Annotated in this window: 26 protein-coding genes; 15 read left to right on the top strand and 11 right to left on the bottom strand. The window is 69.3% G+C overall.

All coding sequences use genetic code 11. The features are described from left to right. Nucleotides 1–8 precede the first annotated feature (8 nt). Together H2041_RS12445 and H2041_RS12450 are read right to left on the bottom strand one after the other, a co-directional pair. Nucleotides 9–338 (bottom strand): chaperone modulator CbpM, encoded by a 330-nt coding sequence (locus H2041_RS12445; protein ID WP_293391498.1) that lies wholly within the window; start codon nucleotides 336–338, stop codon nucleotides 9–11. Next, nucleotides 338–1,339 carry a DnaJ C-terminal domain-containing protein gene (locus H2041_RS12450; protein ID WP_293413080.1) on the bottom strand — a complete coding sequence of 334 codons (1,002 nt, stop codon included), beginning with the start codon at nucleotides 1,337–1,339 and terminating at the stop codon, nucleotides 338–340. The genes H2041_RS12445 and H2041_RS12450 overlap by 1 nt, the downstream gene beginning before the upstream one ends. Nucleotides 1,340–1,461: 122 nt before the next feature. Between H2041_RS12450 and H2041_RS12455 the strand changes: the two genes are divergently transcribed. Next, nucleotides 1,462–2,205 (top strand): Crp/Fnr family transcriptional regulator, encoded by a 744-nt coding sequence (locus H2041_RS12455; protein WP_293413082.1) that lies wholly within the window; start codon nucleotides 1,462–1,464, stop codon nucleotides 2,203–2,205. Between the two features lie 29 nt (nucleotides 2,206–2,234). Next, the gene (locus tag H2041_RS12460; RefSeq protein WP_293413084.1) at nucleotides 2,235–2,390 is read left to right on the top strand and encodes a hypothetical protein; all 156 of its coding nucleotides are present in this window, start codon (nucleotides 2,235–2,237) and stop codon (nucleotides 2,388–2,390) included. Between the two features lie 69 nt (nucleotides 2,391–2,459). Here the strand turns inward: H2041_RS12460 and H2041_RS12465 are convergent, their stop codons facing one another. Then, a complete protein-coding gene (locus tag H2041_RS12465; protein WP_293413086.1) occupies nucleotides 2,460–2,972 on the bottom strand; it encodes a VTT domain-containing protein in 513 nt (170 codons plus the stop codon). Between the two features lie 104 nt (nucleotides 2,973–3,076). Between H2041_RS12465 and H2041_RS12470 the strand changes: the two genes are divergently transcribed. From H2041_RS12470 to H2041_RS12485, 4 genes are all read left to right on the top strand, one after another. Continuing rightward, nucleotides 3,077–4,819: an alpha/beta fold hydrolase gene (locus H2041_RS12470; RefSeq protein ID WP_293413088.1), complete on the top strand. Its 1,743-nt coding sequence runs from the start codon at nucleotides 3,077–3,079 to the stop codon at nucleotides 4,817–4,819. Nucleotides 4,820–4,821: 2 nt separating this feature from the next. Further along, the gene (gene phbB, locus H2041_RS12475) at nucleotides 4,822–5,535 is read left to right on the top strand and encodes an acetoacetyl-CoA reductase (RefSeq protein ID WP_293413090.1); all 714 of its coding nucleotides are present in this window, start codon (nucleotides 4,822–4,824) and stop codon (nucleotides 5,533–5,535) included. An 81-nt stretch (nucleotides 5,536–5,616) separates the two neighbouring features. Continuing rightward, the gene (locus tag H2041_RS12480; protein WP_293413092.1) at nucleotides 5,617–6,372 is read left to right on the top strand and encodes a Bax inhibitor-1/YccA family protein; all 756 of its coding nucleotides are present in this window, start codon (nucleotides 5,617–5,619) and stop codon (nucleotides 6,370–6,372) included. A 38-nt stretch (nucleotides 6,373–6,410) separates the two neighbouring features. After that, entirely contained in the window at nucleotides 6,411–6,542 is a 132-nt protein-coding gene (locus H2041_RS12485) for a hypothetical protein (protein ID WP_293413094.1), read from the top strand. Between the two features lie 131 nt (nucleotides 6,543–6,673). Here H2041_RS12485 and H2041_RS12490 read toward each other — a convergent pair whose 3' ends face one another. From H2041_RS12490 to H2041_RS12515, 6 genes are all read right to left on the bottom strand, one after another. Further along, on the bottom strand, nucleotides 6,674–7,189 hold the full coding sequence (locus H2041_RS12490) for an Hsp20/alpha crystallin family protein (RefSeq protein ID WP_293413096.1): 516 nt from the start codon (nucleotides 7,187–7,189) through the stop codon (nucleotides 6,674–6,676). A 248-nt stretch (nucleotides 7,190–7,437) separates the two neighbouring features. Continuing rightward, on the bottom strand, nucleotides 7,438–8,328 hold the full coding sequence (locus H2041_RS12495; protein ID WP_293413098.1) for an SMP-30/gluconolactonase/LRE family protein: 891 nt from the start codon (nucleotides 8,326–8,328) through the stop codon (nucleotides 7,438–7,440). Nucleotides 8,329–8,346: 18 nt separating this feature from the next. After that, complete coding sequence (locus H2041_RS12500) at nucleotides 8,347–8,553, bottom strand: hypothetical protein (RefSeq protein ID WP_293392661.1); 207 nt, start codon at nucleotides 8,551–8,553, stop codon at nucleotides 8,347–8,349. 52 nt (nucleotides 8,554–8,605) lie between these two features. Continuing rightward, nucleotides 8,606–10,663, bottom strand: a complete 2,058-nt coding sequence (locus H2041_RS12505; protein ID WP_293413100.1) for a PAS domain-containing sensor histidine kinase — start codon at nucleotides 10,661–10,663, stop codon at nucleotides 8,606–8,608. After that, on the bottom strand, nucleotides 10,653–12,167 hold the full coding sequence (locus H2041_RS12510; RefSeq protein ID WP_293413102.1) for an ATPase domain-containing protein: 1,515 nt from the start codon (nucleotides 12,165–12,167) through the stop codon (nucleotides 10,653–10,655). The genes H2041_RS12505 and H2041_RS12510 overlap by 11 nt, the downstream gene beginning before the upstream one ends. A gap of 119 nt (nucleotides 12,168–12,286) precedes the next feature. Beyond that, entirely contained in the window at nucleotides 12,287–13,459 is a 1,173-nt protein-coding gene (locus tag H2041_RS12515; protein ID WP_293413104.1) for a BON domain-containing protein, read from the bottom strand. A gap of 193 nt (nucleotides 13,460–13,652) precedes the next feature. Between H2041_RS12515 and H2041_RS12520 the strand changes: the two genes are divergently transcribed. The 6 genes from H2041_RS12520 (at nucleotide 13,653) to H2041_RS12545 (ending at nucleotide 17,328) form a co-directional block, all read left to right on the top strand. Continuing rightward, nucleotides 13,653–14,747 carry a trypsin-like peptidase domain-containing protein gene (locus H2041_RS12520; protein ID WP_293413106.1) on the top strand — a complete coding sequence of 365 codons (1,095 nt, stop codon included), beginning with the start codon at nucleotides 13,653–13,655 and terminating at the stop codon, nucleotides 14,745–14,747. 74 nt (nucleotides 14,748–14,821) lie between these two features. Beyond that, nucleotides 14,822–15,181 carry a hypothetical protein gene (locus H2041_RS12525; RefSeq protein ID WP_293413108.1) on the top strand — a complete coding sequence of 120 codons (360 nt, stop codon included), beginning with the start codon at nucleotides 14,822–14,824 and terminating at the stop codon, nucleotides 15,179–15,181. Further along, nucleotides 15,178–16,164, top strand: coding sequence for a TerC/Alx family metal homeostasis membrane protein (locus tag H2041_RS12530; RefSeq protein WP_293413110.1), 987 nt, complete (start codon nucleotides 15,178–15,180; stop codon nucleotides 16,162–16,164). The genes H2041_RS12525 and H2041_RS12530 overlap by 4 nt, the downstream gene beginning before the upstream one ends. A 135-nt stretch (nucleotides 16,165–16,299) precedes the next feature. Beyond that, nucleotides 16,300–16,428 (top strand): hypothetical protein, encoded by a 129-nt coding sequence (locus H2041_RS12535; RefSeq protein WP_293413112.1) that lies wholly within the window; start codon nucleotides 16,300–16,302, stop codon nucleotides 16,426–16,428. Between the two features lie 59 nt (nucleotides 16,429–16,487). Further along, nucleotides 16,488–16,988 (top strand): DNA starvation/stationary phase protection protein, encoded by a 501-nt coding sequence (locus H2041_RS12540; RefSeq protein WP_293413114.1) that lies wholly within the window; start codon nucleotides 16,488–16,490, stop codon nucleotides 16,986–16,988. A gap of 133 nt (nucleotides 16,989–17,121) precedes the next feature. Continuing rightward, entirely contained in the window at nucleotides 17,122–17,328 is a 207-nt protein-coding gene (locus H2041_RS12545) for a hypothetical protein (RefSeq protein WP_293392635.1), read from the top strand. A 46-nt stretch (nucleotides 17,329–17,374) separates the two neighbouring features. On the opposite strand, the gene ppc is transcribed toward H2041_RS12545, so the two are convergent. Beyond that, the gene (gene ppc, locus H2041_RS12550; RefSeq protein WP_293413116.1) at nucleotides 17,375–20,038 is read right to left on the bottom strand and encodes a phosphoenolpyruvate carboxylase; all 2,664 of its coding nucleotides are present in this window, start codon (nucleotides 20,036–20,038) and stop codon (nucleotides 17,375–17,377) included. 80 nt (nucleotides 20,039–20,118) lie between these two features. Here ppc and H2041_RS12555 point away from each other — a divergent pair, with 80 nt between their 5' ends. Further along, nucleotides 20,119–21,435, top strand: coding sequence for a family 1 glycosylhydrolase (locus tag H2041_RS12555; RefSeq protein ID WP_293413118.1), 1,317 nt, complete (start codon nucleotides 20,119–20,121; stop codon nucleotides 21,433–21,435). 36 nt (nucleotides 21,436–21,471) lie between these two features. Here H2041_RS12555 and H2041_RS12560 read toward each other — a convergent pair whose 3' ends face one another. Further along, nucleotides 21,472–22,326, bottom strand: a complete 855-nt coding sequence (locus tag H2041_RS12560; RefSeq protein ID WP_293392625.1) for an SDR family oxidoreductase — start codon at nucleotides 22,324–22,326, stop codon at nucleotides 21,472–21,474. A gap of 298 nt (nucleotides 22,327–22,624) precedes the next feature. On the opposite strand from H2041_RS12560, the gene H2041_RS12565 reads away from it, so the two are divergent. Together H2041_RS12565 and groL are read left to right on the top strand one after the other, a co-directional pair. Then, nucleotides 22,625–22,918, top strand: a complete 294-nt coding sequence (locus tag H2041_RS12565; RefSeq protein ID WP_012520339.1) for a co-chaperone GroES — start codon at nucleotides 22,625–22,627, stop codon at nucleotides 22,916–22,918. Nucleotides 22,919–22,934: 16 nt separating this feature from the next. Continuing rightward, nucleotides 22,935–24,554 carry a chaperonin GroEL gene (groL, locus tag H2041_RS12570; RefSeq protein WP_293392618.1) on the top strand — a complete coding sequence of 540 codons (1,620 nt, stop codon included), beginning with the start codon at nucleotides 22,935–22,937 and terminating at the stop codon, nucleotides 24,552–24,554. Nucleotides 24,555–24,602: the final 48 nt, after the last annotated feature.

Raw genomic sequence — 24,602 nt, forward strand, 5'->3', positions numbered from 1 at the left:
CGAAGCTTTCACCGGGACGAGCCTCCGCCCGCCGAACGCAGGATCGCGTGCTTGACCGTGTCCGGCTGGGCTTCCACGGCGCGCGCCAGCCGCCGGAGCTCCTGGCGCAGCCCATAGACCTGGTCCATCAGCGAGAGCACGATCGGCACGGCGTCAGCGCCGATCTTCATGTCCCGCTGCAGGTGCAGGATGAGCCGGGCCCGCGCGACGTCGATCTCGCTGAAGCTTGCGCCCCGCTCGCCCCGCGCAGGCAGCACCCAGCCGGCCTGCACCCACTGCCTGAGCCGGCGGCGGCTGAGACCCTGGATCAGCCTGATCACTTCGGTTTCGCCCAACATCACGCTGCTCCCTTCATCGGCCGGCGCGGGTCGTAGCGGTGCTGCTCGCGCCAGCGCCGCATGAAGTCTTCCAGTTCCGGATCGATGCGTTCAGGCAGAACGACGCTGAGGTGGACCAGCTCGTCGCCCTTGGTCCGGCCCTGGACGCCCTTCCCCCGGAGCCGCAGCGTTCGCCCGCTGCTGGCGCCGGCGGGCACCGTCATGGTCACGTTTCCGGTGGGCGTCGGCACCTCCACCTTGCCGCCCAGCACCGCCTCGTCGATCGAGATCGGGAGGTCGACGTGGATGTCCCGGCCCTCCCGCCGGAACACTGGGTGCTCGCCGATCTCCATTTCGATCAAGGCGTCTCCCGGCTCGCCGCCGTTCAGGCCCGGCGCGCCCTTGCCGCGGACCCGCAGCACCTGGCCGTCCTCGACGCCGGCCGGGATTTCGATGTCCATCGGTGATCCGTCGGGAAGGGTAAGGGTGCGACGTGCGCCGCGCACGGCGTCGAGGAAATCGACCCGCAGGTGGTAGCGGATGTCGCCCCCGCGCATCCGGACATTGCGGAACCGGTCTCCGCCGCCCCGCGTGAAGAACTGCGAGAAGATGTCGTCGCTGTCGGCGAAGTCGTCGAAGCCCGCGCGGCTCGCGTAGGGGTGGTCTGCGGCGGCGTCGGCGTACTCGCGATAGTAGCGGTGCTGCGGCCGCTCCATGCCCTGGGCGTCGATCTCGCCGCGGTCGAACCGGCGGCGCTTTTCTTCGTCGCCCAGCAGGTCATAGGCCTGGGATACCTGCTTGAATTTCTCTTCCGCCGAGCGATCCCCCGGGTTGAGGTCCGGGTGATGCTTCTTGGCGAGCTTGCGATAGGCCTTCTGAATATCGTCCTGCGAAGCCTGACGGTTCAGGCCCAGGACCTTGTATGGATCGTCACTCAAGTCCCATCCCCTGAAGCCAAGTCTCAAGAGGGCGCCGACTTCAGAAATAGAGCGGCCGGACGCCTGCGCCAGGGCGCCGATCACCAGGACCGATCCACCGCGTTTCGCACGGCCTGAGGAACGGCCGGCGCCTTTGGGACGTTGCAATATAATGCACGGGGCAGGAGGTGGTCTTCTTCCCGGGAGTCCGTGGAGGAAGGACGCTCATGGTTGCCTCGACGGCCGCAGCCCGGGCGCTTGCCGCCGATCGCTCAGACGGCCCCTCGTCCGTCGCCATCCCGCTGTGGCCGGAATCCCGAAGCTTCAGCGCAGATCCCCTGGGCGCTAGCGCGCGCGACGTGGTCGGCTGGCGCGTGCGACGCTGTCGAGGGCAGACGGTGTACCAGGAAGGCGAGGCCGCCACGACGTTCTACCGTGTGGAGGCGGGCTGCGTGCGCCTCCTACTCTACTCGAGCGACGGCCGCAGGCAGATCGTCGGCTTCTGCTTCCCAGGCGACCTGTTCGGCTTCGCGCTCGACGTCCGGGACTGCACCGCCGAGGCGAGCACGGACCTCGAACTCATGGCCTATTCGAGCGCCGCCTTCGTCCGTTCGACGAAGGGACAGCCTGATCCGCTGATGCAGGTCGCCCAGCGCTGCCTGGGCCACTATCGCGCTTTCGCCCAGCACGTGCTCTGCATCCGCAGCCTGCCCGCCGCCGAGAGGATCGCCGCCTGTTTGGACGCCTTTTCGCAGCGGCTGGTGGCGGGCGCGGCGCCCTGCCCCCTCCCCCTGAGCCAGATCGAGCTCAGCGACTTCCTCGGCCTGTCGCCCGAGACCACAAGCCGAGAGGTGCGCAAGCTCTGCGAGGCGGGGCGGCTGGCGCGGGCGGGTCGCAAGCTGCTCCTGCTTCCAGCCGGCCGGAGCGGCGCCTCGAACCCTGCCTCGGCCGAGGCGCGCCCTATATCCTGATCGTCAGACACTATCCTTGGGAGCGAACGATGCCCGACATCGAAAAACCCGAGATCGAAATCCTCAAGAGCTTCGAAGCGCCCATCGGCGCGATCCCTGAGCGTCCCGTGGATGCGCCACGGGATCTGCCGCTCGACGAACTGGTCGTCGTCGCGGAGGAGGCCTATCGCGCCCTCGACGCCTGACGGCCGCGTCTGCGGACAGGGCTGGACGCCGGCGCCGTCAGCCAAGTAGCGGCTATCGAGACGGCGGGTCTACAGCGCCAGGATCGCCTCCACCCCGAAGTAGCCGAGACTGGCCATCACCGATGGCCAGAGTATGCAGGTCGCGGCGTTCGCCAGCAGGAAACGGGAGCGGCGCATGGCGCTCCAGCCGGCCGCGAACGGCGCGACCGAGGCCGCCGGGCCAAGGAAGCGGCCGACGATGATCGCCGCGGGGCCGTAGCGCGCGAAGAGGCCCTCCGTCACCTGGCCGACCTGATCCCCCAGTCGGCTGGGGAGACGCAGGTTTCGCCGGCGCGCGGCGGCTCCCAATTCGAACGAGGTCCAGTTGCCCGCAAAGGCGCCGGCGGCCGCCCAGGCGAGCAGGGTCGGCGGCGCATGCCCTGCGGCCATCACCCCGCCGATGGCCACCAGCACCGGGGTCGCAGGCACGACGGCGCCCACCACCACGAGCGATTCCAGGAGCGCGGCGATCGCCAGTGCGGGTCCGGCCCAGCCGACCCCCGCCCGCAGCCACTGCTCGATGTCGATGAGCACGTCCTCCATGGGAGCTCTCCGCCCTAAGAGCTAGGGCGGCGGCGGCGCCTTTCCAGACCTCTTGACCGAGCCGCGGCTTGACCCATTTCGCATCTGCGAAATCGAGGTGAACCGTGGCTTTCGATGCTTCCTCTCAAGAGGCGGCCGACAAGGTCGCCGACTCTCAGTCGCCGACCTGGCCGGAAGCGCTGCGGCAGGCGCTGGCCTGCGCGACCGGCGGTGTGGATCCCGCGCCTACTATGGCGGCCTTCTGCAATTGGGCGCAGCAGGTCTGCCGACATCCCGAGCGCCTTGGCGAACTCGGCGCGACGCTGGCCAGCGGCGCAGCCGCCATTGCGACCGCCCCGTCGGCGCGCAGCCAGTGGGCGTTCCAGCCCGATCGCGACGACAAGCGGTTCGCTGGCGCCGGATGGGAGGCGCCGCCTTTCTCAGCCCTGGCCCAGACACAGCTCCTTCTCGAGCGCCTCTGGCGGACTGGATGCGCGCCTTTGCCCGGCCTTGCCGAACAGGATCGCCGCCGCGTCGAGCACCTGGGCCTGCTGAGCCTTGGGGCGATGTCCCCCAGCAACCAACCGTGGGCCAGCCCAGAGGTGCTGGCCGCCGCGGCGCGGAGCGGCGGCCGCACGCTCCTGGATGGCGCCGCGCTCTGGCTCGAGGACGCCGGCAGGCTTCTGGAGGGCAAGCCGCTCGCCGGCGAGGATGTGCTGAAGGTCGGAAAAGACCTGGCGGCCACGCCGGGCAAGGTCGTCTTCCGCAACCGCATCATGGAGCTCATCCAGTACGATCCGGTCACCGCGAGCGTGCGGCCGGAGCCGGTCCTGCTCGTGCCGGCGTGGATCATGAAGTTCTACATTCTGGATTTGACGCCGGAGACGTCCCTCGTCCGTCACCTCCTCGAGCAAGGCTTCTCCGTCTTCGCCATCTCGTGGCGCAACCCCAGCGCCGACGACCGCGAGCTCGCCCTGGACGACTACCGGCGCGAGGGCGTGGAGACCGCCATCGCGCTTGCCCGATCGATCTGCGGCGCGCCCGTACATGCGGTCGGCTACTGCCTGGGCGGGACGCTGCTGGCCATCGAGGCCGCCCGGCGCGGCCGGCTCGGCGATCTGGCGCTGGCTTCCGTGAGCCTGCTGGCCGCGCAGACCGACTTCGAGGAGGCCGGCGACTACCGCAAGCTCCTCACCCAAGCTGACGTGGCCGCCTTGGAGGCCGCGATGCAGGCGCACGGCGTGCTCCAGGGCTGGCAGATGGCGCTGTCCTTCTACGGCCTGCGCGCCAACGACATGCTGTGGCCGCGGATCGTGAACCGCTATCTCAAGGGTGAGGCGGCCGCGGCGGGTCCCCTGGAGACCTGGCTGGCGGACACGACCCGCATGCCGGCGCGCATGCACGCCGAATATCTGCGCGGCTGCTATCTGGAGAACCGCCTCGCGCGCGGCGAGATGATCGTCGACGGCGGCCAAATCGGCCTGAAGGATCTTCGGGCGCCCTTGTTCGTGCTGGGCGCCGAGCTCGACCACATTGCGCCCTGGCGCTCGGTGCATCGCCTCGAGCTCCACGCTTCGGGCGAGCGCACCTTCGTCCTCACCGGCGGCGGACACAACACCAGCGTCGTCAGCCCGCCGGGCAAGCCGAAGGCCTACTACCGCATCGTGACCGCCGCGGCCGGATCGCCCTACATGCCGCCTCAGGCGGTGGAGAGCGCGCCGCGGCAGGAGGGCTCCTGGTGGCCGGCCTGGACCGGCTGGCTCGCCGATCGGTCCGAGCCTGCGACCCGCCCGCCCGCCAAGGCCAGGCCGCTCGGCGGCCTCGCCGAGGTGGAGGCCGCGCCCGGGCGGTATGTCATGGAGCGCTGACCATGGGCCGCGTGGCGCTCGTGACCGGCGCCGGCCGGGGCATCGGCCGCGCCATCTGCGAACGGCTGGCGGCCGAGGGGCATCGCGTGGCCGGCCTCAACGTCCGGCCAGCCGGAGACCCCAGGCCCGATCTGGCCATGCCGCTGGTGGCCTGCGACGTCACCGATCGGGAGGCCTGCGCCCGCGCCGTCGCCCAGGTGGAGGCGCAGCTGGGACCGGTCGACATCCTGGTCAACAACGCCGGCGTCACCCGTGACGCCATGCTGCACAAGATGGAGCCGGACGCCTGGGACGCCGTGCTCGCGGTGGACCTGACCGGCCTCTACAACGTCACGCGTCAAGTGCTCCCCGGAATGAGGGACCGCGGCTACGGCCGGATCGTCAACATCGCGTCGGTCAACGGGCAGAAGGGCCAGATCGGCCAGACCAACTATGCGGCGGCCAAGGCCGGCGTCCTCGGCTTCACCAAGGCCCTGGCCCTGGAATGCGCGCGCAAGGGCGTCACGGCGAACGCCGTCTCCCCCGGCTACACGGACACGGAGATGGTGGCGGCCGTGCCGAAGGCCGTCCTCGAGGAGATCGTGGCGCAGATCCCCGTGGGACGCCTGGCGCGGCCGGAAGAGATCGCCCGCTGCGTCGCCTTCCTTGCGGCCGACGAGTCAGGGTTCATCACCGGAGAGACGCTGAACGTGAACGGCGGGCAATACCTCGCCTGAAGCGTGGTCTTGTGCGTCCGCGGGCCCGTCCTAGATTCAAAAAGCTGGAGGAAGACCTCTTCAATCTAGGGACCTTCAGCAATGAGCGATCTTTATCGAAGCCAATACGGATCGATACCCGCTCAGCGCGCCGACATGGCCGTGGATGCGGGCCTTCGATCCTTCATGATCGGGGTCTACAACAAGGTGGCCCTGGGCCTGGTCGTCTCGGCCGCCCTCGCCTACTTGACGTCGAGCGTTGCGCCGATCCGCGACCTTATGTTCGTGGTGGGCGCCGATAGCCGTCTGGCCGGCATGACGCCGCTGGGCTGGATCGTCGCCTTCGCCCCGCTGGGCATCCTGCTGGTTTCGGGGTTTGCGATGCGAAACCCCACCAGCGGCTCGGCGAGCGCCCTTTACTGGACCATCGTGGCCTTGATCGGGGCCTCCCTGGGCGTGGTGGGGCTGATGTACACCGGCGCCTCCATCGCCTCGATGTTCTTGATCACCGCCACCGCCTTCGGGGCGCTGAGCCTCGTGGGCTACACGACCAAGAAGGACCTCACCGGTTTCGGCTCCTTCCTGATCGTCGGCGTGATCGGCCTGATCATCGCGAGCCTGGTGAACCTGTTCCTGCGATCGGAAGCCGTGCAGTTCGCGGTCAGCGTAATTGGCGTGTTCGTGTTCGCGGGCCTGATCGCCTACGACACCCAGCGCCTCAAGCTGAGCTACTACGAACTCGGCGGGAACGAGGCCGCGCGCGGGGTGGCCACCAGCTACGGCGCGCTCAGCCTCTACATCAACTTCATCAACCTCTTCCAATTCCTACTGTCCCTGTTCGGCCAGCGGCGGGACTGAGGTGACCCATAACCGGCACGGAAAGGAGGTGAGACCGGATGGCTGAGACCAAGACCCGCTCGACGACGTCGGGCATGTCGAAGGAGGAGGAGATCCTGGCCTACAGCGCGATCGCCGTCCTCATCGCCGCCATAGGCTTCGTCGTCGGAGCGATCTTCATGGGCGCCTGACCAGGCGCCCTTCTTTTTGCACGCTCGGACGCCGGGCCACGCCCAACAAAAATAAGGCCCCGGGAGAGGGCGGAACTGGCGAGAACCGCTCTCCCGGGGCTGTCCGGAGCGCTGAACGGCGCCCCGCCCGATCAGTGGACCGTCTGGCCCGTGCTGATCGGGATTCGCTTGGCCTGAGCCTCGGCCTTGGGCGACTTCGGCGCGGTGATGGTCAGCACGCCATTGTCGAAGCTGGCGGTGATCTTCTCCTCGTCGAGCTCGCCCAGGGACAGGCGGCGCTCGAAGCGGCCGTAGTAGCGTTCGCTGTACTGCCGCTCCTTGTCCTCGGTCTCCGCCTTCTTCTCGCCGCGGATGGTCAGCACGCCGTCCTGCAGCGAGACCTCGACGTCCTTCTCGTCAAGGCCCGGCAGCTCGGCGCTGATCCGGTAGGCGCCGTCCTTGTCCTGCACCTCGATGCTCGGCCAGCTCACGGCCGAGCTCTGGGCGGTGAGGTCCTTGAAGACGGAATCGAAGAGCCGGTTCATCTGGTCGCGCAGACCCACCAGCGGACCGAATCCGCCGAAGGCGGGCCCGAGCCAGTCCTGACGCGACTGAGGGGCGGGACTGCGGTCGTTCGCCCCTTGCGTGGCGAGATCCTTACGATCCATCGCTTGCCTCCTTGCTGGGACAATTCGCGAGGAGTCCGCGGCGCGGGGAGCGGGCGTCCGCCGGCTGGGGGACGTAAGCTTCGGCGCCCGCCTGACCGGCTGTCCATGACACCGGACCGTGCCGCGTCGCCACGTGCGGCGCGCCGGCCAGGTCCCCGGCCGACGAACTCCTCGGCCGCCACATCGGCGGCATAGGGTGAACTAGGTCAAAGCCCTGGCCGCACAAGGGCCAATCTCGCTTCTTGGGTTCAGCCGGCGAAGACCGGGAGCGGCAGACCGGGCGTCTCGACGCGGAGCTGCAGCAGGCGGCCGTCGAAGGGGCCCGCCAACGCTGCGTCCAGGCCGTGCCGGGCGGTCGTCACGTAGAGGGTTTTCATGTCCTCGCCCCCGAACGCGCAGCTGGAGGGCTGGCGCGCCGGCACGTCGATGATCCTGTCCGCTCGGCCGTCGGGCGCATAGCGGATCAGGCAAGCGGCGCCCCAGCGCGCGTTCCACAGGAAGCCGTCCGCGTCCATGGCCGAGCCGTCCGGAACGCCTGGGCCGCCCTCGACGAACACCTCCTGGTCGTGCAGCGTCGGTCCTTCCGGATCGTAGCGGAAGCGCCAGATCAGCTTGCGGCGGCTGTCGGCGAAATGGAGCCGCTCGCCCTCGGGGCTCCAGGCCAGGGTGTTGGCGACGCCGATGTCGCCCAGAAGGCGACGGCTGCGGCCGTCCGGCCCCACGACAAAGAGGCCGCCGGTGAACCGGGTGACCGGGCGTGGGGCGCCGTCAGGAGCGATGTTGTTCTGCATGGTCCCGAGCCAGAGGCGGCCTTGCGGGTCGCAGCGGCACTCGTTGGACCGGTTCTCCGGATCGGCGTCGGCGCGGCAGAACAGCCGCAGCGTTTCCTGCTCGGGATCGAAGCGATAGACGCCGTCCTGCATCGCCAGCATCAGCGCGCCGGAGCGCGCGGGGACGGCGGCCGAGACGAGCTTGGGCGTCGCCCACTGCCGGGTCAGTCCTGTCTTCGAATCCAGCGCGTGAACCTGCCGGCCGACGATGTCGACCCACAGGAGCCGGCCTGCGCCCGCGTCCCAAAAGGGCCCCTCCCCGAGGATGCAAGATGGCGCCTGCTGGATGGCCGTGACCTGGACCGTCATCGGAAGGCCCGATGAAGGCTAGGAGGCGAGCCGGATCTGGTCGCGCTCAGGGGGGAAGTAAGGCAGCAGCTCGACCTCATCTGGCCGTACGCGCGAAGCGGTCAGGTGCGAGAGGAGCTCGGCCCCGCGTTGCAGCAGCTGCGCGCGATCGGTGCTCTCCGGCAGGATGATGCCGGAGACGTCCTGCGAGCCCCGAAGCTTGGCGACCACAAAGCGGCGGTTCATGCCCGGAAAATGCGCTGGCCGCAAAACTGTTGCAGAGCGCCATAGCGGCGCTTCAAGCTGTGGCGCCGACGCCATCCTCGAGCGCGCGGCGCACCCGCTGGGCGAGCTCCGCTTCCGAGAACGGCTTGGTGAGAACCTGTTCGGCGGCAAGGTGCTGGATCGCGCTGTGGTCGGCGAAACCTGTGGCCATGAGGATCGGCAGCTGGGGCCGCTTGGCGGCGGCGAGCTTGGCGAGCTCGACGCCGTTCATGCCCGGCATGGCGAAATCGACGATCAGAAGGTCGAGCTTGCGGCGGCTGTCGAGGATCTCGAGCGCCGCGCCGCCGCTGCCGGCCTGGACGACGCGGTAGCCGAGCTGCTCCAGCATGTGCGCCGTGGTCTCGCGGACGAGCTCGTCGTCGTCGACGATCATCACCGTCCCGCCCTTGCCGGTGGCCCTGAGCCCGTCGGCCAGGAGGGACGCCGAGGCGTCCTGCTGCACGCCCTTGGCGCGGGGCAGGAACACCTTCACCGTCGTGCCCTTGCCCGGCTCGGTCTCGATGGAGACGCCGCCGCCCGACTGCTTAGCGAAGCCGAGCACCTGGCTGAGCCCCAGGCCGGAGCCCTTACCGACCCCCTTGGTGGTGAAGAAGGGTTCGAACACGCGTTCCAACACCTCCGGCGGCATGCCGGACCCGGTGTCGCTGACGGCCACCATCACATAGTCGCCGGGCTCGGGCTCTTCGGGCCGCGCGCGCGCGCCGCTGATGGTGACGTTGCGGGTCAGCACGGTCAGGCGCCCCCCTACGTCCATGGCGTCACGGGCGTTGATCGCCAGGTTGAGGACGATCATCTCGATCTGGGTCGGGTCGACCAGAGCCGGCCAGAGCGATGTCCCGAGCTTCAACTCGAGCGCCATGCTGCCGCCGATCGCGCCCTGCAGCAGCCCTTGCATGCCCTCCAGCGCCTCGTTGAGGTTCACCGACTGGGGCGCGAGCTTCTGCCGGCGCGAGAAGGCGAGCAGTTGCTTGGTGAGCGTGGCGCCGCGCTGGGCGGCCTGCCGCATCATCTGGATACGCGACTGGACCCTGGCGGGGTCGCCGCCCTTCTCAACCATGCTGAGCCCGCCGACGATGACCTGCAGCAGGTTGTTGAAGTCGTGGGCGATGCCGGCGGTGAGCTGGCCGACCGCCTCCAGCCGCTGCATCTTCAGCAGGGTCGCTTCCATCTTCTCGCGCTCGGCGATCTCCGTCAGGAGCTGGCGGTTCGCCGCGGCGAGCTCAGCGGTTCGTTCCTCGACGCGCCGCTCCAGCTGCTCGGCCGAGAGCTTCACGTCCGTCACGTCTGTCGCCGAGGCCACGTGGCCGATGTAGGCGCCGTCGCTTCCCCGCGGCGCCGCCTCGCAGTGCAGCCAGCGGAGCTGTCCGTCGCGGTCGAGAACCCGGTATTCGAAGCTCGCGCTCTCCCGGGCCACGCAGGCCTCCCGCCAGGCGGCCTGCACCGCCTCTCGGTCGTCCTCGACGACAACGCTCAGCCACCCTGCCCCCGCGAAGGTGTCGGCCGGCCGCCCGAAGACGTCGGCATGCCGCCGGTTGGCGTAGATCACCTGGCCGTCGGCGTCGGACATCCAGATCAGGGCTGGCGCGCTGTCGGCGAGGTTGCGGAACCGGCCTTCCGTTTCGCGCAGGGCCTCGCTGGCCCGCAGGCGCTCGAGTAGATAGGCCTCAGCCTCGCGCTGGCGCAGCCGCGCGCGCAGGGCCGCGCTGGCCGCGCTCACCAGGCTGGTCGGGTGCAGCGGCCGCTCGAGGATGGTCACGTTGCCAAGGCGGTTGAAGCGGGCCTCGACCTGCGGGGTGACGCCGCTGTCGCGGTTTCGCAGCAGGATGATGGGGTAGTCCGACCAGGGCGGCTGGCTCTTCAGCCAGGCGAACAGCGGCTCCGGATCGGCCCGTTCGAAGGCCTCCTCAGCGACCAGCAAGCCCCCGGTGTCCGTGTAGCCGCCCGGAGGATCGAAGCTGTCGATGACGCGCGCCGGCAGGCCGCCTTTGCGGAGCAGCTCGACTCCGACCCGGCCGTCGCGGCCGATCGGGCAGAAGACCAGCAGCGGATCCTGGACCGGATCAGGCCTCATCCGCTTTCGGCTCCAGGAGGGTCGAGGTCGGGCCCGAGAACGCCGGGACGCCCGTCAGCACGCCGTGGAACTGCTCCAGGGCGGGTCCGACGCGCAAGCCCTCCGAACCGATGCGGAACTCGCGAATGGTCTCCTCGTGTGGTCCCGTACGCTTCTTCATCACCGACAAGGCCCGTCTGATCCGGCCGCCGGCCTCGAAGAAGCGCAGCAGCAGCACCGTGTCGCTGATGTAGGTAAGGTCGACGGGGCTTTGCATAGGCCCGACGAGGCCGTGTTGGGCCAGCACCAGCAGGGTGACCACGCCCTTCTGGCCGAGGTAGCTCAGAAGCTCGTGCATATGGAGGATGAGATAGCTCTCCTCCGGCATGGCGTTCTGGTAGCCGGTGAGCGAGTCCAGGACGACCATCTGCGCGCCGGCCTCGACGTGCTGGCGGATCATCCCCATCATCTCGCCCGGCGACAGCTCGGCGGGATCGATATGCTCCAGCGCCAGGCGGCCCTCGGCGGCGGCGGCCTCGAGGTCGATGGAGAGGCCCTGGGCGCGGGCGAGCAGGACGCGGCGCGTCTCGTCGAAGGAGACCACAAGGACGCGCTCTCCGCGCTCAAGCGCGGCCGCCACGACGTGCAGGGTGAGAGAGGACTTGCCGGTCCCGGACGGGCCCATGACCAGGGTGCTGGTGCCGCGCGACAGGCCGCCGCCGAGCAGCGCGTCCAGCTCCACGATCCCGGTCGTCACCGGCGGCGTCGCCGCGGCGTCCTTGTCGTGCTCGGCGGCGATGAGACGCGGAAACACCCGCAGGCCGCCCTTGCGGATGACGAAGTCGTGGAAGCCGCCCTTGTACTCCCGGCCGCGCAGCTTGGAGATCTGCAGTCGCCGACGGTCGCCGCCGAACTGCAGGGCCGTCTGATGCAGCCGCACGACGCCATGGACCATGCTGTGCAGGCTGGTCTCCTCGGCCTGCTGCGTCAGATCGTCGAGAAACAGCGTCGTGCAGTTCTGGAGCGACAGGAAGTTCTTCAGCGCCAGCACTTGGCGGCGGTAGCGCAACGAGCCCTGAGACAGGAGCCGGATCTCCGAGACGCTGTCGAAGATCACCCGGTCGGGCTTCACTCGCTCGACCTCCTTGCGCACCATCGCCACGGTCTCGCCCAGCTCCAGGTCCGAGGCGTAGACCAGCGTCTGTTCCTGCTCGGGATCGAGCGTCAGCTCTGGCGGAACCAGTTCGAAGATGTCGATCCCGTCCAGGCTCCAGCCATGGGTCCGCGCCGAGCGCATCAGCTCGCGCTTGGTCTCCGACAGGGTGACATAGAGGCCCCGCTCGCCGCGCTCGCGGCCGTCGAGCAAGAACTGCAGGCCCAAGGTCGTCTTGCCGGTGCCGGGCGCGCCTTCGACGAGGTGCACGCTCCCGCGGGAAAATCCCCCCGCCAGGATCTCGTCTAGTCCGGCGATCCCCGAGGGCACCGGGCGATCGTCTTCGAGCTCCTGCGAAACAGCATCCATCATTCCTGAACCCCTACGGGGTGCAGGCGTGGCCCCCGATACGATTTAGCGGCTGAACTTCCGTGCACTATAGACCACATGGGAATAGGCCGCGCCAGCCGGCGCGACCTCCCGAAATCCTGCTACCGCGTTGTTTCCGCCTGCGGAAGCGCCTCACCCAGCAGAGGTTGGATGGCCCCGAGAGGCACGTCCTCGCGGGTCCGCCGGATGTCGATCTCGTGCACGTGCACGTTGTCGGCGCCGACATCGCGCATGATCTTCAGCGCCTGGGTTTCCTCGTCCGGGGTGTCGACCCGCACGAACACCACCAGGCCGCCGCTCGTCAGGTCATCCTCCAGGCGCGCAGCGTCACGCGGGTTGACCACCTTGTCGCGGATGATGCGGGCCAGGGCGCCGGCCGCCGCGCCGCCGCCAATCGCGGCCGCCACAGCCGCCGCCAGCGCGCCGCCCGAGGCGACGATCGGCAGGGCCGCGCCGAAGCTGCCGACGGTCAGCAGGGTGCCGAAGACGAGCGGCGTGGCGACGAACACGTCGTCGCGGGTGACCAACGCCCGGCGCGGCACGTCCGGCAGGTCCGCCACCTCGTCAGGCCGGCGATAGACCTTCTTCAGCTTGTGGAAGACCGCCGAGAAGGAGCCCATGAGGCTGATGTCGGTGCGGTCCACCCCGTGGGTGGTCAGCTGGTTCACCAGCTCCTCCAGCTCCTCGAGGCTGTCCACCACGCCGACCGCCTCGCGCACGTGGGTCGCAAGGATGGCGGGGTCCTTCACGCCGGGCTCGGCGAAGGACCGCGGCTCCTCCGGCGCGCGAACGGACGGGTCCGGCGCGGACGACGGCGCGGCCTGAGGTTCTGCGGGTCGCTCTTCGACGCGCAGCTGGTTCTGGAGGTCCTTCACCCCCTTCAGACGGCGAACGACGCGCGCCGCGGCGAGGCGCTGGGCCGGGCTGTCGACCGTCCCGTCCAGGGTCAGCACGCCGTCCTTCACGCGAACGAAAACCCGCTCGGCGACGCCGAGGTCCTCGGCTTCCAGCGCCTTCAGCGCCGCGCGGGCGATGTCCGGGTCGCTGCGGCGGTCGAGCAGCGGCAGGCGAACCTCGATCTCATTGGCGACGCCGCGCGCGCCGGCCTTGCGCACGGCGTGCTCGGCGATGCAGGCGTCCGAATAGCGCCTTACGAAGCCGCTCAGGGTGGCGACGGAATCCTTCACAGCGACCCCGAGATCGCACGCGTCGTCGCCGAGGGCCGCAGCGATCTCCGCCTCGGCCCGCTGTTTCAACTCCACATCCGAGATCATGGCCTTTCCTCGCTTCCGATTTCAGGTCTCATGGCGGCGATTTAGGGCGGGCGCCGACGAGGGGAAGACGTGCGAAACCGAACCTGCGCCTTGGTCGTTTGCTGGGCCGACGCGGCGGCGCAGGCGCGCGTCGCCTCAACCTTGATCGACCACGAGACGGAGCATGTCGCCTCGGGCTTGGCGGATATTGACCTTGGCGCTCGCCTTGCTGGCGGCCGCGCTGGGCGGCGCGCTGATCGCCACCCACTGGCCGTCGAACGGACGGGTCAATACGGCCGTGGCGCCGCTCGCCCGGGGCGGGGCGCCGGACAGCTTCTCGCCCGTCATCGAGCGGGTCGCGCCCGCCGTGGTGTCGATCTACGCCGAGGGCGCTCCCTCGCCGCCGATGCTGGTTCTGCCGGACCTGCCCTTCCTGAGCCCGGAGCTCGTCCCCCCCACCCGGCGGATGTCCTCCGGGTCGGGCTTCTTCATCACCGAGGACGGCTATGTGCTCACCAATCATCACGTGGTGGAGGGCGCCGAACGGATCGAAGTCGTCCTGCACAACGAGCGCCGCCTGCGGGCGCGGCTGATCGGCAGCGATCCCGCCACCGACCTGGCCGTCCTGAAGGTGTCGGGCGGACGCTTCAGCTATGTCGACCTGAAGCGGGCCGGCTCGCCGAAGGTGGGCGACTGGGTGATCGCCATCGGCAATCCCTTCGGCTTGGGCGCGACGGCCACCGCCGGCATCGTCTCGGCCTACGGACGGGACCTGGGCTCCTCCTTCGTGGACTATGTGCAGATCGACGCGCCCATAAACCGCGGCAACTCGGGCGGCCCGAGCTTCGATGCGCAAGGCCAGCTCGTGGGCGTCAACACCGCCATCCTCTCTCCGTCCGGCGGCAACGTCGGCATCGGCTTCGCCATCCCGGCCGACACCGCCCGCTCCATCGCCGAGCGGCTGATCGCGCGGCGACCGATCGAACGGGGCTACATGGGCGCGGCCCTGCAGGACATCAGCCCCGACGCGGCCGCGGCGCTGGGCCTGTCCGAACCCAAGGGCGCGCTGGTGGCGAGCGTCACGCCCGGCGGGCCCGCGGCGGTCGCCGGCCTCAAGCCGGGCGACGCCATCCTCAAGGTCGACGGCCGCGACATGGAGGATGCCGAAGCCGTCACCCGCGCCGTCACCGGCAAGCGGCCGGGCGACCGCATCGCGCTCGAGCTGTTCCGCACCGGTCAGCGCCTGCGCCTGGAGCTCACCCTGGTCGCCCGGCCGCCGGAGGACATGCTGCAGCGCCTGGCCGAATAGCGCGCCTTGCGCGCCCCCTGCCCCGCTCTAAATCGCCTCTCGAGAGATTGTTGTGTCGAGACGGGATGTTAGGCGTGTCGAGGGTCAACCGAGCTGAACAGCAGGTCGCGGAGGTCGCCCGGCCGATGGCTGCAGCGGCCTTCGCCGACGCGCTCATCGACCCGGCCTCGTCCTTCACCCGACCGGCCGACGTGATCGCGCACCCGGGCCTGCGCGACGACCAGAAGCGCATCATCCTGCTCGCCTGGGCCAACGACGCCTTGGGCCTGGAGTGGGCCGACGCGCGCGACCTCACCGACTTCGAGGCCGTCTCGCACCTCGATGCGCTGATCGACGCCCTCGAACAATTCGATCCGAACGCCGCCGCCGACTACCGCGCCGTGCGCAAGCAGGTGCGCAGCCCCTCGGCGCGGCGGGAGCGTAAGAAGAGATGATCTGGACCGCCGAATTCCTCGACAAGCCCCTCTGGCTCTGGGCGATCTTCGTGACCGTGGTCATCGGGCTGCTCGCCTTCGACCTCGGCGTGCTGCACCGCAAGAGCCGCGAGATCCCCCTCAAGGAGAGCCTCCTCCTCAGCGGCGCCTACATCCTGGTGGCCGTGGCCTTCGGCGTCTGGACCTGGGCGACGCTCGGGTCGGACGCCGGCGCGGCCTTCTTCAGCGGCTATCTGCTGGAGAAGAGCCTCTCCCTCGACAACGTCTTCGTCATCTCGGCCATCTTCGGCATGTTGCTGGTCCCGCGCGAGCTCCAGCACCGCGTGCTGTTCTGGGGGATCCTGAGCGTCCTCGTCCTGAGAGCGCTGCTGATCGGGCTCGGCGCTGCGCTCGTGCACGAGTTCGCCTGGGTGCTGCCGGTGTTCGGGGCCTTCCTGCTCTATGCGGGCTGGCGCCTCAGCCGCCCGCACAGCGCGGCCGCCGACGCGCTCAACAATCCCCTCTATCGGTTCATGATCGGACGCCTGCCGGTGACGAAGGAGTTGCACGGCAGCCGCTTCTTCGTACGGGCCGACACCGGCCGGTTGACGGCCACGCCGCTCTTCCTGGCCCTGGTGCTGGTCGAGCTCAGCGATGTGATGTTCGCGATCGACAGCGTGCCGGCGATCTTCGCCATCACCACGGACCCCTACGTGGTCTACACCTCGAACATCTTCGCGGTGCTGGGCCTGCGGGCGCTCTATTTCGCCTTGGCCGACGTGATCAACCGGTTCGAGCACCTCAAGGCCGCCATGGGCCTGCTGCTGGCCCTGGCCGGCGCGAAGATCTTCTACAACGTCATCTTCGGGAAGATCGACCCGATGATCTCGCTGGCGGTCACCCTGAGCGTGCTGATCGGCGGAGTGTCCTACTCGCTCTGGCGCACCCGCAAGGCCGCCAAGCCGGACGCGGCGGCGCCGGCGTCGGAGCGGCTGGCCCAGTGACGCGAGGATCTGCGGCGGGCGGCTTCGAAGACGATTGCGGGCGGCCCGCCGCGCCCTAGATCAGACTCTGAGCGGCGAGAGCCGCGAGGCCCGACAAGGGCCATCCATACCCATGTGCTCACGGAGGATGTGGCTATGGCAAAGCTGAACCCATGGACCCGCGCCGGCTGGCGCCGCGTCCGCCTGGCCCTGCGGCGGCTCGGCCGCGAGCTTGGCCGATCGCTGGAGCGGATGGACCAGAACGGCGGGTTCATGACCCCGTAACCGCCCGCCGCGGCGGCGCCGACCAAGGGCCGCCGCGGCGGCAATCTTGGAGGACAAGCATGCTGACTCAAGAGACGCCCAAGACGAGCTCGCCGGCGGCTCCGGCGCCCGCGGCCGGGGCCAACCAGGTCGCGCTGGCGCTCGGCAAGCTGCTCGCCGACACGCACGCGCTCTACCTGAAAACCCACGGTTACCATTGGAACGTCCGCGGGCCGCAGTTCCCGGCGCTGCATCATCTGTTCGAGGAACAGTACAAGTCGCTTTGGGCCTCCCTCGACGAGATCGCCGAGCGGATCCGCGCGCTGGGCGCGCTTGCGCCCCAGGGCTACGCCTCGATGGCGAACCTGACCGGGGTCAAGGACGGCGATCCGCACTGGAGCGCTCAGGAGATGCTGCGCGACCTGCTGACCGACCACGAGCAGGTGTGCGGCACGGTCAAGGCGGCGATCCAGGCGGCGGAGGCGGCTGGCGACGCCGCGACGGTCGACCTGCTGAACGACCGGCTGGCCGCCCACGAAAAGCACGCCTGGATGCTGCGCGCGACCCTCGCGCCCAACTGATCTGCGGCGTTGCGCGCCGGTCTGCGCGCCCTAAATCGCCTATTGCCGGGCGCCGCCATGGGCCCGGCAGACGGTCGCGGGACCCATCCCCGCGACCCTCTCGTCACCATGTTGCTTTTCGGAGGATGTGGTCATGAGAAACCTGTTCCGCGATGTCCGGCGCTGGCTGTCGGCCGAAGGCACAGACCTGCGTCGGCGGGAGGCCGAGGCCATCCACGCCCTGGAGACCGCGGCCTTCCCGAAGCTGGAGCGGACTGTCGATCGCGTCGGCATGATCGGCCTGCTTACGTTGGGCCTGCTCGCCGCCGCGGCGATGCTGATCGCTCCCAACTTCAAGTAGCCAAGGCAGCCGCGCGCCCGCCCGGGCCGCGGCTGTTCCCTTATCCTCACCCGCTGTTGCGCAGGCCTGAGGCGATCCCGTTCAGGGTCATCAGCAGGGCTTCCTTGAGCTTGGGGTCCTCCTCGCCCGCACGGCGGCGGCGGATCAGCTCGATCTGCAGGTGGTTGAGCGGATCGATATACGGGAGCCGTCCCTTGATCGCCTCGGCGAGCTGGGGCTCGCGCTCCAGCAGCTGCGATTGGCCGGTGATCTGCAACAGCCTGTCGACCGTGCGATCCCACTCCCCACGGATGCGCCCGAACACGTGGTCGCGAAGATCGGCGTCCGGCACGAGATCGGCGTAGCGCGCGCCGATCGCCAGGTCGGCCTTGGCCAGCACCATCTCCATGTTGCGCAAGGTGGCGCGGAAGAACGGCCATTCGGCCCACCACGCCTTGAGCCGCGCCAGATCGGCCTGCGCCGTGGCCGCGCCGAACCCATACCAGCCGGGCAGCATCACGCGCGCCTGCGACCAGGAGAACACCCAGGGTATCGCCCGCAGGCCCTCGATGGTCCGCGTGGCCTGGCGCGACACCGGGCGGCTGGCGATGTTGAGTTCGCCCAGTTCGGCGATCGGCGTGGCCGCAAAGAAGAAGTCGGCGAAGCCCTCGGTCTCGTAGACGAGCGCGCGGTACGCCTGTCGCGAGGCCTCGGCGATGGCGTCCATGGCCTCAGCGTCGGCGGCGGGCGTATCCCGAGCGGCGGGCTTCAAGGAGGCGCTGATCACGCCGCAGGCCAGGGCTTCTAAGCTGCGGCGGGCGAGCGCAGCGTCGCCATACTTGTTCGCGATCACCTCGCCCTGCTCGGTCAACCGCATGCGGCCGCGCAGCACCCCCGGCGGCTGGGCGAGGATGGCCTCGAAGCTCGAGCCGCCGCCACGGCCAACCGCTCCGCCCCGGCCGTGGAAGAGCTGCAGGCGGACCCCCTTGGCGTCGGCCAGGGCGGACAGCGCGGCGGAGGTGCGGTGGAGCTGCCAACTGGAGGTCAGATAACTGCCGTCCTTGCTGGAGTCGGAATAGCCGATCATCACCTCCTGGCGCGGCTCGGCGCGCAGCAGCGACGCCACGGCCTGGGTCTCCAGATAGGCGGCCAGCACCTCGGGCGCGGCCCGCAGGTCGGTGATGGTTTCGAAGAGCGGCTCCACACGCAGAGCCGCCGACGGTCCGCCCGGATCGAAGAGGCCGACCTCCTTCATCAGGACGTAGGGCTCCAGCAGGTCGGACACCGAACCGGCGTTGGAGACGATGTAGGCGCCGAGCGCCTCGGCGCCGAAGCGGGCCCTCGCGTCGGCGGCGGCCTTGAAGACGGCGTGCTCGCGCAGGGTCTCTTCGGAATAGCGGGCGAGCGGGGAGAACAGCGGACGCCGATGCGACAGTTCCTCCAGGAGGAGCCGTTGGCGGCCGCGCTCGTCGAGGGCGAGGTAATCGCGGCAGGCCCCCGCCTCGGCCAGGAGCTCGGCCACCACCCGTTCGTGCACCGCCGCGTTCTGGCGAAGGTCGAGGCTGGCCAGGTGGAAGCCGAACACACGCACCGCGCGGATGAGGTTCGGCAGCGGGCCGTGGGCGAAGGCCTGGGCGTGCGTCTTCAGAAGCGACGCCTGCAGGATCTCCAGATCGGCGATGAGTTCGTCCGGCGCGGCGTACGCCCGGGCTGCGGCGGCCGCCGGCCGGGGCGGCGCGCGCCCGGTGAGCGCCTGGAAGGTGGCCGCGAGCCGGGCGTACACGGCGGTCAGCGCGCGGCGGTAGGGCTCTCCGGCGCTGGTGGCAAGGACGTCCCCGAGGCTCTCGGCCAGGGCGGTCAGCTCGGGCGGCGGCGGAGCGAGGTCCTCGGACAGCGAAAGGCTCACGCCCAGCCGGCGGACCTCCTCGAGGTAGTGGCCGAGCACCGCCTCGGCCTGGCGGGCGAGCGCGCGCAGCAGCACCTCGCCGGTGACATAGGGGTTGCCGTCGCGGTCGCCGCCGACCCAGCTGCCCAGGCGCAGGAAGCTCGCCAGCCCGGCTCCCAGCCGCCGCTCCCAAGCCTCGTAGAGCTGAGGCACGGCCGAGAGCAGGCTCGTGCGCATCACCGCCACGGCGTTCTCGACCTCGTCCAGCGGCGACGGCCTGGCGCTTCGCAGCAGCCGCGTGCCCCAAAGCAGCGCGACTTCGCGCAGCAAGGCTTCCGACAGCGCGGCCTCCCCGGGTCCGCAGTCAGGACGCGCCAGCGCCTGCAGCGTCTCGCGCAGGACGCGGGCGTGTTCGAGGACGCTGCGGCGGCGCACCTCGCTCGGGTGGGCGGTGAAGACCGGAACGACAAGGCTCTCCTCGAGCAAGGCGCGCACCTGATCCTTGTCGATCCCGGCCTCGGAGAGGCGCGCCAGCACGTCGTCGAGGCGCACGGCGTCCTCGCCCAGGCTCGCGCACCGCACCTGCATCGCGTCCTCGGCCGCGTTGGCCGCCTGGAGGAAGCAAGCGAAGCCGTGCACGACCTTGAAGGCTTCGTCGGCGCTCAGACCGTCGAGCAGCGCCGGCAGCTCCCCGGCCGCGCCCTGGAAGTGGCGGGCCACGGCGAGCCGACGCACCGCTTCGATGCGCGCGAAGGCGGCCGGGTCCTCCTCGCGGATGATCTGACCGAGCAGCGCCCCCACCTCCTGGGTGGCCGATCGAACGTCGCCCGGCGGGGTTGCGCTCATGGTCCGTAGGCTCCGACGGCCGCGGAGAACCTTCACGGCAAGGCCGTGTTTGTTTTCCCGGAGGCTTTCAGGATGGACCGATGACGCTCTTCATGTTCGCCACGGGGATCGAGAATTCCTACCCCACCATCCACCAGGGCCGCACGCGGGTCGACGAGATGGACGCCTGCCGCCACTACGCGCGCTGGCAGGAGGACTTCGCCCTCGTCCAGGATCTCGGCATCCACTTCCTGCGCTACGGGCCGCCGCTGCACCGGGTCTGGCTGGGGGACGGGCGATACGACTGGGAATTCACCGACCTGGCGTTCGCCGAGCTGAGACGGCGCGACATCGTCCCGATCGCCGACCTCTGCCACTTCGGCGTGCCGGATTGGATCGGCAACTTCCAGAACCCCGACTTCCCCGCCCTCTTCGCCCGTTACGCCGGCGACTTCGCACGGCGCTTTCCCTGGGTGCAGCTCTACACCCCGATCAACGAGATGTTCATCTGCGCCACCTTCTCGGCCAGGTACGGCTGGTGGAACGAGCAGATGACGACCGACCGCGGCTTCGTCACCGCCCTCAAGCACATCGCCCGGGCCAATGTGTTGGCCATGCAGGCGATCCTGGACGTGCGTCCCGACGCGCTCTTCGTACAGAGCGAGTCCTCCGAATACTTCCATGCCGACAGTCCCGCGGCCATCGGCCCGGCGGAGTTCATGAACGCCGTGCGCTTCCTGGCGCTCGACCTGAACTACGGGATCCGGGTCAATTCCGAGATGTACCGCTACCTGATGGACAACGGGATGACGGCGGCGGAGTACGACTTCTTCATGCACGCGCGGCTGAAGTCGCACTGCATCCTCGGCAATGACTACTACGTCACCAACGAGCACCGGATCTGGCCGGACGGCCACACCCGCGCCGCCGGGGAGGTGTTCGGCTACGACGAGATCACGCGGCAGTACTACGCCCGCTATCACCTGCCGGTGATGCACACCGAGACCAACTACCTTCAGGGCGAACGGGGCGACGAGGCGGTCCTGTGGCTCTGGAAGGAGTGGGCCAACGTCCTGCGCATCCGCAACGACGGCGTGCCGATCGTCGGCTTCACCTGGTATTCGCTGACCGATCAGGTCGATTGGGACACGGCGCTTCGCGAAAAGAACGGGCGGGTGAACGCGCTTGGGCTCTATGACCTCGACCGGCGAATCCGGCCCGTAGGCCAGGCCTACAAGGAGCTGATCGCCGCCTGGCGCGACGTCCTTCCCACCCAGAGCATCTGCCTGCAGGTCCCGGTCATCCTGCCCAGCGAGTTCGAGGAGGGCTTCGTGCAGCGCCGGATGGCCGAAGCGCGCGAGCGCCGGCTCGCGCGGGGTTCGGCCGGGACGCTTCCTGGCGCGGGTCGAAGCGACTGAAAGGAAGCTCCTGGTCACGGCGGCGGCCTGACGGCCTCAGAGCATCGGCCGGCCGCCGGTGACGGCCACCGTTGCGCCCGAGACGTAGCTCGCCTCGTCCGAGGCCAGGAGCACATAGACCGGTGCGACTTCCTTGGGCTGGCCCGGCCGCTTCATCGGGGTGTTGGCCCCGAACTGCCTCACCTTCTCGGGCGGCATGGTGGCCGGGATCAGCGGGGTCCAGATCGGACCCGGCGCGACGCAGTTCACCCGCACCCCCTTCTCGGCGAGCATCTGCGCCAGACCTGCGGTGAAGTTCTGGATGGCGCCCTTGGTGGTCGCATAAGGCAGCAGGGAGGGATTGGGATCGTCCGCGTTGATGGAGGTGGTGTTGATGATCGCCGACCCCGGCTTCAGGTGCGGCAGGGCCGCCTTGGCCAGGTGGAACATGGCGTGGATGTTGACCTGGAAGGTCCGCGCCCAGGCCTCCTCGCTGATCTCGTCGAGGCTCTTGTAGGTCGCCTGCTCGGCGGCGTTGTCGACCAGCACGTCGAGCCGACCGAATTCGCTGACGGTCTTCTCCACCAAGGCGCGGCAATGCGCCGGGTCGGCAAGGTCGCCGGGCAGCAAGAGGCAGCGACGTCCCGCCGTCTCCACCCAGCGCCGGGTCTCCTCGGCGTCGTCGTGCTCGTTGAGATAGCCGATCGCGACGTCTGCGCCCTCCCGCGCGAACGCGATGGCCACGGCCCGCCCAATGCCGCTGTCCCCGCCGGTGATCAGGGCTGCCTTGCCTGCCAGGCGGCCCGATCCCTTGTAGGACTGCTCGCCGTGGTCGGGCTTGGGCTCCATCTGTGACGTCGTCCCCGGCGGGGTTTGGCTCTGGTCGGGGAACGGCGGCTGGGGCTCGGTCATCTTGGCCTCCGAGTGGAACGGACCAGCGCAAAACGTAGGGCTGGGCGACGGGGTTTCGCGGAACTCCACTTGGCCTGCACTGTCTAGACGGTGCACTGTGGTGCACCATCGGAGCCCGCCGCAAGCAACGTCACCGCACGAGTACTTCCTTTTGCGGAACTTTGCCGCTTCGCCGACGTTTCGCGCGCGAGGGGCCGGCCGGGCTGACATGGCGCAGCTGGCGCGCCGCCCTTTCGGCTGAACTTTAAGAGGATGAAGGGGCTGGGCCCCTGGGCCCGGCGGAGGAACGGAGGCTGGAATGACGTTTCGACCCCTCGGGGACCGGATCCTCGTCCGGCGCGTCGAAGAAGACGCCAAAACGCCGGGCGGGATCATCATCCCCGACACCGCAAAGGAAAAACCGCAGCAGGGCGAGGTGCTCGCCGTCGGCCCCGGCGCCCGGGACAAGGACGGCCGGCGTCTCGAACCCGAACTGAAGGCCGGGCAGAAGGTGCTGTTCGGCAAGTGGTCCGGCTCGGAGGTCCGCATCGACGGCGAAGACCTCCTGATCATGAAGGAAAGCGACGTCCTGGGCGTCCTGGACGCCGCCTGACGCAGGAGTGCTGAACATGGCAGCGAAAGAGATCCACTTCTCCACCGACGCCCGCGACCGCATGCTGCGCGGCGTCAACATCCTGGCGAACGCCGTGCGGGTGACCCTGGGCCCCAAGGGCCGCAACGTGGTCATCGAGAAGTCCTTCGGCGCGCCGCGCACCACCAAGGACGGCGTCAGCGTCGCCAAGGAGATCGAGCTGGAGGACAAGTTCGAGAACCTCGGCGCCCAGCTGCTGCGCGAGGTCGCCTCCAAGACCAACGACCAGGCCGGCGACGGCACGACTACGGCCACCGTCCTCGCGCAGGCCATCGTCCAGGAAGGCCTGAAGTCGGTGGCGGCCGGCATGAACCCGATGGACCTGAAGCGCGGCGTCGACAAGGCCGTCGCCGCCGTCGTGGAGGAGATCCGTTCCACCTCCAAGAAGGTGTCCTCCAACGAGGAGATCGCCCAGATCGGCACCATCTCGGCCAACGGCGAGCGCGAGATCGGCGCCATGATCGCCCAGGCCATGGAGCGGGTGGGCAACGAGGGGGTGATCACGGTCGAGGAAGCCAAGGGCCTCGAGATGGAGCTCGAGGTGGTCGAGGGCATGCAGTTCGATCGGGGCTATGTCTCCCCCTACTTCGTCACCAATCCCGACCGGATGGAGACCGTGCTCGAAGACGCCCTGGTGCTGATCTTCGAGAAGAAGCTGACGACCCTGCAGCCGCTCATCCCGCTGCTCGAGCAGGTGGTGCAATCCGGCAAACCGCTCCTGGTCATCGCCGAGGACATCGAAGGCGAAGTGCTGGCCACCCTCGTGGTCAACAAGCTGCGTGGCGGCCTGCGCGTCGCCGCCGTGAAGGCGCCCGGCTTCGGCGATCGTCGCAAGGCGATGCTGGAGGACATCGCGATCCTGACCGGCGGCCAGTTCATCAGCGAGGACCTCGGCGTCAAGCTGGAGAACGTGACCATCGACCAGCTCGGCCGCGCCAAGAAGGTCATCATCACCAAGGACGACACCACCATCGTCGAAGGCGCCGGCGACAAGGCCGACATCCAGGGCCGTATCGGCCAGATCCGGCGTCAGATCGAGGAGACGACTTCCGACTACGACCGCGAGAAGCTGCAGGAACGGCTGGCCAAGCTCGCCGGCGGCGTCGCCGTGGTGCGGGTCGGCGGCTCGACCGAGGTGGAGGTCAAGGAGAAGAAGGACCGCGTCGACGACGCCATGCACGCCACGCGAGCGGCTGTCGAGGAAGGGATCGTCCCGGGCGGCGGGGTAGCGCTCCTGCGCGCCAGCAAGGTGCTGGAGGGCCTGAACGGCGCCAACGACGACCAGAACGCCGGCATCGCCATCGTGCGGCGTGCGCTGCAGGCGCCGATCCGCCAGATCGCGGAAAACGCCGGCGTCGAGGGCTCCATCGTCGTCGGCAAGATTCTGGAGAACGCCTCGCCGACCTTCGGCTTCAACGCCCAGACAGAGGAATATGTCGACCTGGTGCAGGCCGGCGTGATCGATCCCGCCAAGGTCGTGCGCACCGCCCTTCAGGACGCCGCCTCCGTGGCCGGACTGCTGATCACGACCGAGGCTGCGGTGGCCGAGGCGCCGAAGAAGCCCGAGGCCGGCGCGAACGCCGCCATGGCGGCTTAAGCAAACCCACTAGCACGACGCCGGCCGCCCCTCTCAGCGGCCGGCGTT

This window comes from Phenylobacterium sp., from assembly GCF_013911965.1.
Classification (GTDB): Bacteria; Pseudomonadota; Alphaproteobacteria; order Caulobacterales; family Caulobacteraceae; genus Phenylobacterium.